9 protein-coding genes are annotated in these 14,807 nt (G+C 53.8%); 7 read left to right on the forward strand and 2 right to left on the reverse strand.

From position 1 onward, the window contains the following. Positions 1-158 precede the first annotated feature (158 nt). A complete protein-coding gene (locus tag SD69_RS07520; RefSeq protein ID WP_041522725.1) occupies positions 159-2,348 on the forward strand; it encodes an FdhF/YdeP family oxidoreductase in 2,190 nt (729 codons plus the stop codon). 38 nt (positions 2,349-2,386) lie between these two features. Here the strand turns inward: SD69_RS07520 and SD69_RS07525 are convergent, their stop codons facing one another. Further along, complete coding sequence (locus SD69_RS07525) at positions 2,387-4,189, reverse strand: carbohydrate-binding protein (protein WP_041522726.1); 1,803 nt, start codon at positions 4,187-4,189, stop codon at positions 2,387-2,389. 230 nt (positions 4,190-4,419) lie between these two features. Continuing rightward, on the reverse strand, positions 4,420-6,363 hold the full coding sequence (locus SD69_RS07530; protein ID WP_041522727.1) for a S9 family peptidase: 1,944 nt from the start codon (positions 6,361-6,363) through the stop codon (positions 4,420-4,422). Between the two features lie 165 nt (positions 6,364-6,528). Between SD69_RS07530 and tilS the strand changes: the two genes are divergently transcribed. The 6 genes from tilS to SD69_RS07560 all read left to right on the forward strand — a co-directional run bounded on the left by tilS (position 6,529) and on the right by SD69_RS07560 (position 14,551). Then, positions 6,529-7,878: a tRNA lysidine(34) synthetase TilS gene (tilS, locus tag SD69_RS07535; protein ID WP_198144068.1), complete on the forward strand. Its 1,350-nt coding sequence runs from the start codon at positions 6,529-6,531 to the stop codon at positions 7,876-7,878. Between the two features lie 204 nt (positions 7,879-8,082). Then, entirely contained in the window at positions 8,083-9,705 is a 1,623-nt protein-coding gene (locus tag SD69_RS07540) for a CTP synthase (protein WP_041522728.1), read from the forward strand. A 56-nt stretch (positions 9,706-9,761) separates the two neighbouring features. Continuing rightward, the gene (kdsA, locus tag SD69_RS07545; protein WP_041522729.1) at positions 9,762-10,628 is read left to right on the forward strand and encodes a 3-deoxy-8-phosphooctulonate synthase; all 867 of its coding nucleotides are present in this window, start codon (positions 9,762-9,764) and stop codon (positions 10,626-10,628) included. 104 nt (positions 10,629-10,732) lie between these two features. After that, positions 10,733-12,022 (forward strand): phosphopyruvate hydratase, encoded by a 1,290-nt coding sequence (eno, locus tag SD69_RS07550; RefSeq protein ID WP_041522730.1) that lies wholly within the window; start codon positions 10,733-10,735, stop codon positions 12,020-12,022. A 1,104-nt stretch (positions 12,023-13,126) separates the two neighbouring features. Continuing rightward, positions 13,127-13,429, forward strand: a complete 303-nt coding sequence (locus tag SD69_RS07555; protein WP_041522731.1) for a DUF3630 family protein — start codon at positions 13,127-13,129, stop codon at positions 13,427-13,429. A 93-nt stretch (positions 13,430-13,522) separates the two neighbouring features. Continuing rightward, the gene (locus SD69_RS07560) at positions 13,523-14,551 is read left to right on the forward strand and encodes a hypothetical protein (protein WP_041522732.1); all 1,029 of its coding nucleotides are present in this window, start codon (positions 13,523-13,525) and stop codon (positions 14,549-14,551) included. Positions 14,552-14,807: the final 256 nt, after the last annotated feature.

Consider the following 14,807-nt stretch of genomic DNA (forward strand, 5'->3'; position numbering starts at 1 on the left):
TTGTGAGCGGTAAATTGATAGTCGCTTGTCGTCATACTAGATAAAATTCCGACAATGTATATTGTCTACAAAGTGTGGTTTGCCATAGTCAAACACAAATTAACAATACTTAACAGCCTGTCGGTGAATATCCCGCGAGCTGCTAATGGGAGATTTCGGTGAAAGCAACGACAACCCCGGTAACCATCGTCGGTGGTGGGCCCAAAAAGGTTTTATATACCCTGCAAACCATTAAGCGCATCGGTTTGCTGGATTCGGCCAAAGCGTTAAAAAGCCACAACGCCTGCAAAGCCTGTGGTCTGGGTATGGGGGGGCAGCGCGGTGGGATGGTGAATGAGAAAGACGAGTTTCCCTCGGTGTGTAATAAAAGTATTCAGGCGCAATCCACCGATATTCAACCGCCTATTCCCGCCGAGCTGTTTGACCACACGCTTAATGAGTTTAACGAGCTTACCGACCGTGAGCTGGAAACCATGGGGCGGCTTAACACCCCAATTTATAAACCGGCGGGCAGCGCTAAATACCAGCCGTTAAGCTGGGACGAGGCGCTGACGTTAGCGGCCGAACGCTTCAGCGCGGCGCCGGCCGAGCAGAGTTTTTTTTACGCCTCGGGGCGCTCGTCGAACGAGGCGGGTTTTTTACTGCAATTAATGGCGCGTTTGTACGGCAGCAATAACGTCACCAACTGTTCGTACTATTGCCATCAGGCCACTGGGGTGGGGCTGCAAAGCACCCTGGGTACCGGCACCGCTACGGTGGCGCTTGAGGATTTAGCGCTGGCCGATATGGTGTTTGTGATTGGCGCCAACCCCGCCTCTAATCACCCGCGCTTTGTGCATCAGCTCAAGGGGGTGCGCGACCGCGGCGGCAAAGTGATGGTTATTAACCCCGCCAAAGAGCCGGGCCTAGTGAAGTTTGCGGTACCCAAAAGCCCCAAATCTATGCTGGTGGGCGGCACCTGGATTGCCTCGCGCTTTTTGCAGCCCAAAATCGGCTCCGATTTGGCCCTGTTAACGGCCATGGCAAAAATGCTAGTGGAGCAAAACGCGCACAATGCTGAGTTTGTGCAAAACCATACTCAGGATTTTGCCGCGTACCGCGATTACCTGGCGGCCTTAGATTTAACCGAGCTGCTCGCGCGATGCGGTTTAACCGAACAAGCCGTGGGTGAGTTGGTGGACGATTATGCCCGCGCTGACAATGTTATCTTCGCTTGGGGCATGGGTATTACCCACCATCTAAATGGCGCCGATAATGTCGAGGCCATCGCTAACCTTGCCATGCTGCGCGGCATGGTGGGCAAGCCCGGTGCTGGGCTGTTGCCACTGCGTGGGCACAGTAACGTGCAGGGTATTGGTACCATTGGAGTCAAGCCGGTGCTGGCCGACGACGTATTGCACGCTATCGAGACGCATATGGGGGTGAGTTTACCCACGCAAAAAGGTATGGATACATTGGCCTGCTTACGCACGGCCGAGGCCGGACAAATGAGTAACGCCTTAATGATGGGGGGCAACTTATTTGCCGCCACGCCCGATACCGAGTTTGCCCGTCGCGCGCTGGATGCTGTGGGTTTTAAACTCTACCTCACCACCACCTTAAATCGCGGCCATTTTAACGGTATGGAAAACAGCGAGGCGTTAATTTTGCCAGTGTGCGCCCGGGATGAAGAGCCGGACAGCACTACGCAAGAATCCATGTTTAACTATGTGCGTTTAAGCGATGGCGGTATTACCCGGTTGGATAACGTGCGCTCTGAGGTAAGTATACTGGCTCAGCTGGGTGGGCGTTTACTGCCCGACTCCCCCTTGGATTTTGCCGCGTTTGAGCAACACGACAAAGTGCGCAAAGCCATTGCCGCTACTATTCCAGGTATGGCGCCCCTGGCCGATATCGGCGCAAGCAAACAAGAGTTTGTGGTGGGTAACCGCCTGGTGCACAAGCCGGTGTTTAACACGCAAAGCCAGCGTGGGCATTTTAAAACGCACGCCTTGACTCAATCAGCCAACGCCGAATACCCATTTTTACTGGCCAGTATTCGCAGTGAGGGGCAGTTTAATTCAATTATTTACGAAGAGTCCGATAGCTATCGCGGTACCAGCCATCGCTGGTGTGTGTTGATGTCAGAATCCGATTGCCAGACGCTAAGTGTGAGTAAAGGCGATAAAGTGAATATTGTCTCGCCTCAAGGGGAAATGAAAGCCGTAGAGGTGGTGCCTTTTGATTTGCCTGCCGGTAGCCTGATGGCCTATTACCCCGAAGCTAACGTGCTTATTGGCACCGAGCATGACCCGCGCAGTAAAACACCGGCGTTTAAATCGGTTCCGGTGGCCGTGTGCCGAGTCTAGGCGTCGGTGCGACCGTATCGGCCGCACCCATTGGTTATTTATTGCGGTGTAAAGATAAAGCGATCGGCGTTCCACTCCCAGGTGTTGGCGGTGTTGCCGGAGCTGGTTACTCTTAGGGTGTGAGTGCCCGCGGGCAACGCCACGGCGCCGCTTGCGTTAACCTCGGTAAAGGTGTTCCAGCCGCCGGTTGAGGGTACGTCTAAGCTAACCAGCGCGTTGCCGTTTAGCGTTAGCGTCATGGCGGCACCGCTTTCGGGAGTCGCCACAATAGCACTCACGTTGTAGTTGCCTGCGGTAGGTACCGACAGGGTGTACTCGGCGTAGTCGCCACGCTGGTTGTAGTTGGTAGCTGTGATACCGCTTTGGGTATAAGTTTGAAACCCGTCGTACGGCCCACCGGTGCTGTTAAAGCTTTCGGCCTCCAGGCTGATCATTTCGCTTGGTGTAGGTGTGGTTGTTTGGTTGTTGCTTGAGCCTTCGCCCACTTTAACCATGCGGATCGCGTTGCCGTTCCACTGCCACGGCGAGCTTCCTGCGCTTTGTACGCGCAGTGTGTGGGTGCCGGCACCGATGTTGATGGTGTTGGCAAGGCTAAAGGTTTGATAGCTCTCCCAGCCGCCAGTTTGCGAGATAGCAACTGTGCCGACAAACACGTCGTCGATACTGATGTCGGCGCCGAGGCCTGTGCTCACTGTCGAGGCCGTGTCCAGCTCTAAACGGTACTCACCGGCCTCGGGTAGATTGATGCTGTACTCGGCCCAATCGCCTACGGTGTTGTAGTTGATGTTGCCATTACCCGAGGGGTTAAAGCCATTAACGCTGTCGCCGGCAACGGCGCTGCCGTCTTTGCCGGTCGCAAAAAAGCTATCAAAGTCGACGCTGCTGGTAATGTCGTTATCGCCGCCATTGTCACCTCCGTTATCGCCACCATTATCGCCGCCGTTATCTCCGCCACCGTTGGCATCTGGTACCGGTTTATAAACGCGAATCCAATCGACATAAAACTGGTTTTTGCTGCTGTCGGCAAGATCGGCATCAGTCGCGATAATACCGTTATCTGAGCGCCAGTCCTGATCTTCGGCATCAACGATAATTTGCATAGGTTTGCTTAAACCGTTGCCGTTGGTGTAGCCGTAAGGGTCAATCATGTCTACACCGGATACGGTGCGTACCAATTGGCCGTCGATGTAATACTCCAGGTGCCAAGGATCGCGCCAGTAAACCCCAACCCGGCTGTATTGGTCACGCCATAAGCGGCCGTCGGCGTACCAGGCGCCGGCGTCTTTAGGTTGGTAATCCTGAAACGGGTCGCGGATAAACACGTGGTGGGCTAAGTGCATACGCTCGGCAAACCAGGTTTGATCGGGGCGACTGCTGCCGTAAGCCTCGACAATGTCGATCTCTTCGGTGGAATCACTGCTTAACATCCACACGGCGTTAGCCAGCACCTGATCCATAATTTTACTGCTGGTTTCGATGTAAACCGGGTACTGGATGCTGTCGTTGGTGTGCACGGCGCCGGTGTACACCTGATTGGTGCCCGGTTTGCGGGTGGCTTGAATCACCAGCTCGCCGTTTTCAACCCGCGAGTTGGGGTTGTGGTAGTCGGTTAGGCCCGGGCCTTGCCAGGCGTTAATAAAACCCTCGGACCAGCGATCGTAAAAGGCTGCGCTTTTACCATTGGCCGGGGCCGAGTAGTTAAAGTCGTCCGAGACGTTGCTTTGCAGTTGCCAGGTGTTGCCGCTGCCGGCATCGGCGGGGACAGGTAAGCCGTCCCAGTCGGCGGCAAACGACGAGCTGCATAGCAGCAGGGCAGTTAAGGTACTAATGGTGTGTTTCATATTGTGGCCTCTTGTTGCGTTATTTTTATATCCATGGGCTGTGCAATAAGTCGCTCGGCCCGACTCTTTGTATATCATTTATTGTCGACAATAACAAAGAGTGGACGTAATTCTGTGAACCAGTGGGTAGGTTGAGGGGCGAATGATTAGTTGGGTGTCAGCCAGCCTGAGGGCGAGGCAACGAGGTGGGCAGGGGCTAAGCCAAGCGCTTCCGTGCGCTGTGTTTTTAATTAAGCTGGTAGGTGAAATACACGGCGGTAAAAACCCAGCTCGCGGGTTATGGCCTCCTCGATACTGTCGGCGGCGCGAAATCCGTGGCCCTCGTTGGCAAAGGTAACGTACTGGTTGGCGATGCCTTTATCGGTTAGCGCTTTTACCATGGCCTCGGCCTGAGCCGGCGGCACCACCTTATCTTTTAGGCCCTGTAAAAAAATCACCGGGCAATTTAATTGCTCGATGTGGGTGATGGGCGAGCGATCCAGATACCGCTGTTTGGTTTCGGGGTAGGGGCCTACCAGTGTATCCAAATAACGCGATTCAAACTTGTGGGTATCTTCGGCCAGTGCGGTTAAATCGCCAATGCCGTATAGGCTTGCGCCTGCACTAAAAGTGTCGCTAAAGGTAAGCGCCGCTAATACGGTATAGCCTCCGGCGCTGGAGCCGCGAATAATCAGTTGCCCGGGGTGGGCGAGTTTTTGCTCGACTAAATACTGCGCCCCGGCCACCACATCGGCGACGTCTTTAACGCCCCAGTGAGCTTTTAAACTATCGCGATAGTCGCGGCCGTAGCCGGTGCTGCCGCGGTAGTTTACATCCAATACCGCAAAGCCGCGCGAGGTCCAGAACTGCAGTTTGTAATTGAGGGCGCTGCTGGTGGCGCCGGTGGGACCGCCGTGACACATCACAATAAGCGGTGGCAGGGTGTCTGGCTCTGCCTGGTAACCGACGTTGCACGGTGGGTAGTAAAAACCGTGGCAGGTTTCACCATCGCTGGTAGGGTAGCTAACGGCTTTGGGGGTGGCTAAGTTAGCCGGCTCGACTATGTCTGCTTGCGAGCGGCGCACTATCGCCATCGGCGGTGCGGCAGCGTGGCCAATCGAGTGTGCCAGTAAATGGTACAGCGCTGGCGCGCGGTTGGCGTTGGCGCCAATAAACATTAAGTGCTCGGCACTGGTGGTGATGTTACTGATTTGCGTCATGGGGCTTTTAAGCGCGCTAAAGCGGTAACCCTTTTGCGTCTTTTTGGGGGTAATAAGCCCCAGCTGCCACTGACCGTTTTCGGTAAAGGTGCACAGGATTTTATCGTCGCCGCAAAAGCCGTAAGTCGACATGCCAAACACCCATTGTGGGGTGGCAAATTCGGCGTCCATCGGCAGCACGCAAACCGTGCCCGTGTCATCGTAGCGATAGAGGTTCCACCAATTGCTGCGGTCACTGACAAAAAATAACTGATCGGAGGGGCTCCAGCTGGGTTGAAAAATCGATTCGCTATCGCCGCCGGCAACCACCTGGGGGGTGTGCAGTTCGCCACCCGCATCCAGCTCGGCCAGTGTTAATTGGGTGCCATCCCAGGGCATATTAGGGTGGCACCAGCTTAGCCAGCAGAGTTTGTCGCCGCGATGGTTTAAGCGCGGGTTGCTGTAAAAATCGGCCCCCTCGACTAAAACGGTAACCGTGAGGCTGCCGCGCAAATCGATGGCCACCAACGTGCAGACCGGTTCACCCACAGCCGAGTGATCCTCGCGCACGGCAATCAGTCGGTTGCGCTCGCTATCCAGACAAAAGTCGCTGTAGCAATAATCGCCTTTAGGGGTCAAAGGTGCAGGGGTCAGCGAGTGGCCCTGCTTAAGCGGAATTTGGTACACCCGCTGGTCGTTATCAAATACGGCAAACACCGCGTCTTCGGTGGCCAGATAAGCGCCGCCGCCATACTCATTGGCTCGTGTGCGTACACTGGTACTGGCGTCGAGCAGCTCGCGCGGCTCGCGGCCCAGTTGCTGGCGCATCAGTACGTTGCGCCCTCCTTCGTCCGGGCGCGACTCCAGCCAGTAGGCCACGTCATTACACAGCTGCGGTGCATCTAAACGCACGGCGTTGGCGGTTAGGGTGCTGGCATCGATGGGTGACTCCCAGCGGCCATAAGGGGCGGTTTTTACGGCTTTTGCTTTGCTCATGCGGCTCGTTATTTATTTGGCGAGTGGGTGGCAAACACTAGCGATTGTGGCGCCTGGGTGCAAGAGTCGTTTTGTTGTGCCCGCTTTTGCGTTTTAATGTTGCCCAGTGTTCATATGGCCTCGCTAATGTTAGGCCACCTTTACTATCGCACCAAGGAGCCCGCTATGGCCTTAGCCGCCCACTTGCCCCACGCTGTGCTTCAGGCATCTGAAGCCGGCTGCTGCTGGGTGGGTTTTAGTGGCGGCCTGGACTCTACCGCGCTGCTGCACTGGGTGGTACAGCAGCGACCCGCGTGGCCGGTGCGGGCGGTGCACGTCAACCATGGCTTGTCGCATAACGCTGAGCACTGGCAACGCCAGTGCGAGCAGCAGTGTCAGGCGTTGGGGGTCGAGCTGACGGTCATTACCCCGGATCTGAAGGCCGACGCTGGCAATGTAGAGGCCCGCGCCCGCGAGGCTCGCTATCAGGCTTTTAATCAATGTTTGGCGCCAGCTGATGTATTGCTGCTGGCGCATCATCAAGACGACCAGGCCGAGACGGTGCTGTACCGCTTGCTGCGCGGCGCCGGCGCTAAGGGCCTGAGTGGCATGGCGGCCAGCCGAGAGCTGGGCGGGGCGCAGCTGCACCGGCCACTGTTGCAGGTGACGCGCGCTGAGCTGGAAGCCTACGCCCGCGAGCAGGGTTTAACCTGGGTAGAGGATGAATCTAATCAGGATGTTCGCTTTGATCGCAATTATCTGCGCCAGCAGGTATTGCCGGTACTGCGCCAGCGCTGGCCGGCGGTGACCCGCTCACTGGCCGACGCGGCTAATTTGCTGCGGCGCAGCGATGCTTTACTCATCGAGTACGCGGCGGAGGATGTGTCGCGTTTAGGCAGCACGGCGGAGCCTGCGGGGTTTAGCCTGCCGCTAATTGAGCTTGCGGCTATGTCGGAACCGCGGCGGCACAACGTATTGCGCTACTGGTTAGAGCGACATTTTGCCGAGCTGCCGAGTCGCAATGCGCTGGCGCAAATTGATACGCAATTGATGCTTGGCCACGGCGGTTCTCATCAGGCCGAGGTGGTCGTGGGGCAGGTTAGCTTGCAGTGCTTTAATGGTCGGCTAATGGCGCTTAGCGTGCCGCTGCAATGGCAACCGGCGCCTGGCGAGCCGGTCATTGTTTGGTCTGACACGGCAGCGGCGTTGCCCCTGCCCGGTGGTGATAGCCTGCAGTGGCGCCCGGCAACGGGCGCCGGCATTGCCGCGCACTGGCTTGGTGATACGGTTACCGTGGCGTGGCGCTGCGGTGGCGAGCGCTGTCAGCCGGCCGGCCGCGCTCATTCACAACAGCTCAAAAAACTGCTGCAGGAGTATCAAGTACCGGTATGGCTGCGCTCGCGGGTGCCGCTTATTTACATTGCCGGTGAGCTCGCGGTGGTGGGCGATTACTGGGTGTGCCAGCGTTTTGCCGCGAGTGGGGCGGAATCCGGTTGGGCCCTTTGTTGGCAGTGGCCCGACATTCAGCGCCGTTAGGGCAAAATTTCCGTCTATTAGCGGTTTCTTTTGTGCCTTTGTAATTGAGCTTAACGGCACTTTCTGGTATTCTGGCGCCCCATCTCTAGGGCGGTTCTATACGATTTTTTAAGGCCATATACGGCCGGTTTCGTACAGTTTTGGTCCCGCTTGCCGGCTTTGTGCTGGTTAACCGCATACTGATCAACCTCTACAAGGCTTTACATGACGCGATATATATTCGTTACCGGTGGTGTTGTTTCCTCGCTGGGCAAAGGCATTGCCTCGGCCTCTTTGGCGGCTATTTTGGAATCGCGCGGGCTGGCGGTCACCATCATGAAGCTCGACCCCTACATCAACGTGGACCCGGGCACCATGAGCCCATTCCAGCACGGCGAGGTGTTTGTCACCGAAGATGGCGCCGAGACGGATCTGGATTTAGGCCACTACGAGCGGTTTATTCGCAACCGCATGACCCGCCGCAATAACTTTACCACCGGCCGCGTGTACGAGACGGTGCTGCGCAAAGAGCGCCGTGGCGATTACTTGGGTGGCACTGTGCAGGTGATTCCGCACATTACCGACGAAATCAAGCGCCGTATCTTAGAGGGCGGCCGCGATGTGGACGTCGCGCTGGTCGAGATCGGCGGCACCGTGGGTGACATCGAGTCACAACCGTTTTTGGAGGCCGTGCGTCAGCTTAAAGTCGAGCTGGGCCCGCAGCACTCCATGCTGGTACACCTAACGCTGGTGCCTTACATTGCCACCGCTGGCGAAACCAAAACCAAGCCTACCCAGCACTCGGTTAAAGAGTTGCGCTCCATTGGCTTGCAGCCCGAGGTATTGTTGTGCCGCTCTGAGGTGTCCATTGACGACGACTCGCGCCGCAAAATTGCCCTGTTTACCAACGTCGCCGAAAAGGCCGTGGTACCGGTGCCCGATGCCAACACCATCTATTCTATTCCGCGCCTGCTGAACGAGTTTGGCCTAGATCAAATCGTCGTCGATCAATTTGGCTTAAGCTGCGGCCCGGCCGATTTGTCCGAGTGGGATGCGGTCGTCGATGGCAAGCTTAACCCCGAGCACGAAATTACCGTGGCTATGGTGGGTAAGTACATGGAGCTGCTGGACGCCTATAAGTCGCTTAACGAAGCCTTGAGTCACGCCGGCATTCACACCCGCACCCGCGTAAAAATTGATTACATCGATGCCGAGCGCATTGAGCAGGAAGGCGTCGAGATCTTAAAAAGTGCCGATGCTATTTTGGTGCCCGGTGGCTTTGGCAACCGTGGCGTCGAAGGCAAGTTGGCCGCTGTGCGTTACGCCCGTGAAAACAAAGTGCCGTATTTGGGCATTTGCCTGGGTATGCAGTCGGTAGTCATCGAGTTTGCGCGTAACGTGGTGGGCCTTAAAGACGCCAACAGCACGGAGTTTGACCGCAACTGTAAAGACCCGGTGATCGGCTTGATTACCGAGTGGACCGACGAGAGCGGCCGCGTAGAAAAACGCGACGAGCAATCGGACTTAGGCGGCACCATGCGCCTGGGCGCACAAGAGTGTCGTTTGGTGAAAGACTCTAAAGCCCGCGAAATTTACGGCCATGATGTGATTGTCGAGCGCCACCGTCACCGCTATGAAGTCAACAACAACTACGTTGATATGCTGCAGCAAGCGGGCTTGCGCATTGGCGGCTGGTCGTCGGATGACACCTTGGTCGAGGTGGTCGAAATTGCCGATCACCCGTGGTTTGTCGCCTGTCAGTTCCACCCCGAGTTTACCTCGACCCCACGGGACGGCCACCCGCTGTTTACCAGCTTTGTTGCGGCTACGCTTAAAGCCAAAGGCTAAAACACGATCATCCCGCACGCTTTGCGCGTTGCGGGATTTTACTTTAAGGAATCTCTGTGACTGATAAAACTGTTCGTATTGGCGGTACTGATGCCGGAAGTGTCAGTGTCGGCAACAACTTACCGTTTGTGTTGTTTGGCGGCATGAATGTGCTCGAATCGCGCGATTTAGCGCTGCGCACCGCCGAGGCCTATGTTGAGGCGACACAAAAGCTTGGTATTCCCTACGTCTTTAAAGCCTCGTTCGATAAGGCCAACCGCTCATCCATCCACTCGTTTCGTGGGCCGGGTATGGAAGAGGGTTTAAAAATCTTCCAGGAAATAAAAAGCACCTTTAGCGTGCCGGTCATTACCGACGTGCACGAGATTTATCAGTGCCAGCCCGTAAGTGAAGTGGCCGATGTTATTCAGTTGCCGGCGTTTTTAGCGCGCCAGACGGATTTAGTGCAGGCCATGGCTGAAACCGGTAGCGTCATCAATATTAAAAAGCCACAGTTTTTAAGCCCAGGCCAGATGAAAAACATCTGCGAGAAGTTTCGCGAGTGTGGCAACGACAACCTGATTCTGTGTGATCGCGGCAGCAACTTCGGCTACGATAACCTCGTGGTCGATATGCTTGGCTTTAGCACCATGAAAGAGGCCTCGGGCGGTGCGCCGGTGATTTTTGATGTGACCCACTCACTGCAGTGCCGCGACCCGTTTGGCGCCGCCTCCGGTGGTCGCCGTCAGCAAGTGGCCGAGTTGGGCCGCGCTGGCATGGCGCTGGGTTTAGCCGGTTTGTTTTTAGAGGCTCACCCCGACCCGGACAACGCCAAGTGCGATGGCCCCAGTGCCTTACCACTGGATAAGCTAGAGCCATTTTTAGCGCAGATGCAAAGCATCGATGCGCTGGTAAAAGCCATGGCGCCGCTGGAAATTAAATAGCGGCAGCAAAACCCGATTTTGTAACATCAGCACCACGTTAACCCGTTAACCTAATTTGTATAGTTAACCGACATTACTGAAACGACAATTGGAGCCAATCCCCAATGAGCAAGATAGTAGACATTAAAGCCTTTGAAGTGCTGGACAGCCGCGGTAACCCAACCGTTAGCGCTGAAGTGATTCTTGAGTCTGGCGCCGTAGGCGCGGCCTGTGCACCATCGGGTGCCTCAACTGGCTCGCGTGAAGCACTGGAACTGCGCGATGGCGACAAGTCTCGCTACTTGGGTAAAGGCGTATTAAAAGCCGTTGCCAACATCAACGACACCATCAAGCCTTTGCTGGTGGGAATGGATGCGACCGATCAGCGCGCGCTGGATAACGCCATGCTCGAAGCCGACGGCACCGAAAACAAATCTAAGCTGGGCGCCAACGCCATTTTGGCCGTATCTTTGGCCGCTGCTAAAGCTGCTGCCATTGCTAAAGGTGTGCCTTTGTACGCGCACATTGCCGACATTAACGGTACCTCTGGCAAATACACCATGCCAGTACCGATGATGAACATTGTTAACGGTGGTGAGCACGCCGATAACAACGTCGACATTCAAGAGTTTATGGTTCAGCCTGTAGGCGCAAAAACCTTCGCCGAAGCGCTGCAAGTAGGTGCTGAAATTTTCCACGCACTGAAGAAAGTACTGAACGAAAAAGGCCTGAACACCGCCGTTGGTGACGAGGGTGGCTTTGCTCCTAACCTGCCATCTAACGAAGAAGCCTTGGCTGTTATCGGCACCGCCGTTGCCAATGCCGGTTACAAGTTGGGTGAAGACGTGACTCTGGCACTCGACTGCGCCGCCTCTGAGTTTTACAAAGATGGCGAGTACAACCTGTCTGGCGAAGGCAAAACCTTTAACGCCGAAGGTTTCAGTGACTACCTGGCTGAGCTGACCAACAAGTATCCTATCATCTCTATCGAAGATGGCCTGGACGAGAGCGATTGGGAAGGTTGGGCGTACCAAACCAAAATCCTGGGCGATAAAATCCAGCTGGTGGGCGATGACTTGTTCGTAACCAACACCAAGATCCTAAAAGAAGGCATCGATAAGAAAATCGCCAACTCGATCCTGATCAAGTTCAACCAAATCGGCTCACTGTCTGAAACCTTGGACGCGATCAAAATGGCGCAAGACGCCGGCTACACCGCCGTTATCTCGCACCGTTCAGGTGAAACCGAAGACACCACCATTGCCGATTTGGCGGTTGCCACCTCAGCCGGCCAAATTAAAACCGGTTCACTGTGCCGCTCAGACCGCGTATCTAAGTACAACCGTCTGCTGCGCATCGAAGCCGAACTGAATGGCAGCGCGCCTTATAAAGGCCGTGCGGAATTTAAAGCGTAAATCGCTTTAAGTTATAGGTGTGCGCCTTTGGCGTGTACCTTTTTAAAAGCCCCGTGCTGAGGATTCAGCACGGGGCTTTTTGGTTTTTTTGGGGTACTCTTCTTACTGCAACGTCATTCCGGGCTTGAATCGGAATCCAGTGGCTTTGTTACCTACGTAGTAGTGTGGCTGCCAAACGATAGCATTGGTTGCTTGTCCGCCTTGTGTGCCCTCAGTCGCCGGCTAAGCTACATCGTCATGCCGGCCTTGAGCCGGTATCCAGCGAGCGAAGTGCTATGGTGACTTACTAGATCTGGTTATACGGTGGTATTTGGTTGGGCTGCCGCTAAAGCGGGCTTTTTTATATGCCCGTGTCGCCGGGCGTGGCGAAGTACTTTTCGTTTCGCGACGAAAAGTACTCAAAAGGCGCGCCCCCACATATTCAGCCCTGCGGGTACCCTCACTCCAGCTAATTTTAACGGCACGGATTGACAGGGCGTCCATGCCCTGACAATTCTCTCGCACACGTCCTGTGTGCTCAACCGATAAAATAAGCCTTCGTTCGGCTGTATCTACGGGGGAGCTAAAAGCGGTGCTTCGTAGTTGGCAAGCGCGCTAGTTGCATGTTTACTTACAGCGTCATACCGGCCTTGAGCCGGTATCCAGCGAGCGAAGTGCTATGATGGCTTACTTGATCTGGTTGTATTGTGTCATTTGGTTGGGGTGCCGCTAAATTGGGCTGTAATCTATATGCCCTTGTCACCGGGCGCGGCAAGGGGCGCGTGGTAGCTGGCTGTGAGCCTGAGTATTGGTATCGGATAATTAACGCGGCACCCAGTATTCAAGGGAAACCCTTGAGCGCTAAGTATGGAATTGCGGTGTAAGAATAATATTTTCTAAATAATTCAATAGGTTAGTAGAGCTTGCGCGGTAAGATAAAAAAGATTAAATTAAACCTTCAATAAACAATCGTCGCACTTTCCCCAGACAAGGAGCTGTCAAAACATGCCTATTTCCCCTGTACTTCCAACAGCCTCCATCTCCAACTTCATCCAGTTTCTATTGGGGATAGGGTGACAGGCGAAAGTGCGACTGAGTCGCATGAATTAGCTGTTAGGTGTGCTTGTGATCAAGATTGCTGACAAGAAGTGGTCCAATGGAAGAGTTGTAAAAACCTTGGATCTTGGCGGAATTTCGTTTGAGAAAGCAGCTTCGGCTATTTGCAATCTTTATAAGTGTGAGTTTAAGAATAGATTAGATGGGATTGATCAAGCGTATTGGGATATAGAAATAGAAGGCAATATTTTCACCTTACACTACGAGCACTACTTGGGTGTCTCGTTTTATCCAAAGGAGGAAAATATCAATTCCTCTGTAGCTGAAAATGTCTTGGTAAATACAAAAAATGCAGTTATTCAATACACCTAACAAGCGGTTGTAGATAGCCGCACAAAAAACGTGCGGCTGGGACTGCTTACGCTTCGCTCCAGCCGCCCCTAAACCGGGCGTTAGGCATAAATCATGATCGAACTACCACTATTTACTGATGTGGCGAAAAAAGATGCTCAACATCCTGTCTACAAAATGATTCGAGATGGTGACTATGAGGCAGAAAGAAAAGTTCTCCTAGACTGGTCTAAGGGCTTCGAAGACCGAGATGGTAAATTTTGCCATGAATTTCAAACCAGTTTCGAACCCTGCTTATGGGAACTTTACATTCATGCTTTTCTTAAAGAGCTAAAAGTCACAGTAGATTTTAAATATGACGCTCCAGATTTTGTGGTAAATGCGGAGCTACCGTTCTGTATTGAAGCTACGATTTCCGCTCCCGCACAGGGACAACAGCCGCCTCATGGCTACTCTATGGACTCTATGCCGGACGACTTCAATCGCTTCAATCAAGAAGCAACTATTAGGMTCTGTAACAGCTTTACCTCAAAAGTTAGGAAGCTGAGAGAGCGCTATTCGAAGCTTCCTCAGGTTCAAGATAAACCATTTATTATTGCAATCGCTTCATTTGATCGTCCATTTTCTCATATGTCAGCTATGAGGCCTGTCATTAGTGCGCTTTACGGGCTGTATCACGATGAAATGAAAACTATTGAAACTGGTTCACCTGAGATGATTAGTTACAACGTTGATGGTGTGGTAAAGAATGAGAATGCAAATATTGATTTAGGATATTTTTGTTCTCCTGAGTATTCGGACGTAAGCGCTGTTATTTTTAGTAGTCTTGCCACGTGGGGAAAGGTTAGAGCCGTTGCTGACAATCCAACAGCTATGACAATGTTTACGACCTATCACCCTAACCCCGGCTCACTTCATCCTACTATTAAGCATACTAAAAAATCAGAGTACTATGAGCACCTGCTAGATGGTCTGTGCATATTACACAATCCATTTGCTAATAACCCCCTAAAGCCTAGCGCGTTGAGCCAAGAGAGGTTAGCTCAAGGTTTTGTGAGGGGCGACGGGGAATTGGATTTCGAGGCGCCCGATGATTTTTTACTTATGCGCTCTTTAATGTCTATAAAGCCAACTAAAGAGTGAAGCAGATCGAATGCCTAACAAACGCAGGCACAGGGACAAAGTTTCCGCTGCGCTTCAACTTTGCCCGTGCTGCGGGCGTTAGAAATTCCAGGGGGCCATATCATTGAAGATAAAGATTTGGTTAGTGATACTTTCATTCATAGTATTGATAGCACTACTCTATTTTGACGTAGAATTTATAATCGGGGGTGAAGCGATAGCGACACCTAGTATTGTAATCGTAGTCAAGCCGTCGAACTATGAAGTAGATGGGCGC

Origin of the sequence: Gilvimarinus agarilyticus (genome assembly GCF_000832015.1) — a bacterium.
Taxonomy (GTDB): domain Bacteria; phylum Pseudomonadota; class Gammaproteobacteria; order Pseudomonadales; family Cellvibrionaceae; genus Gilvimarinus; species Gilvimarinus agarilyticus.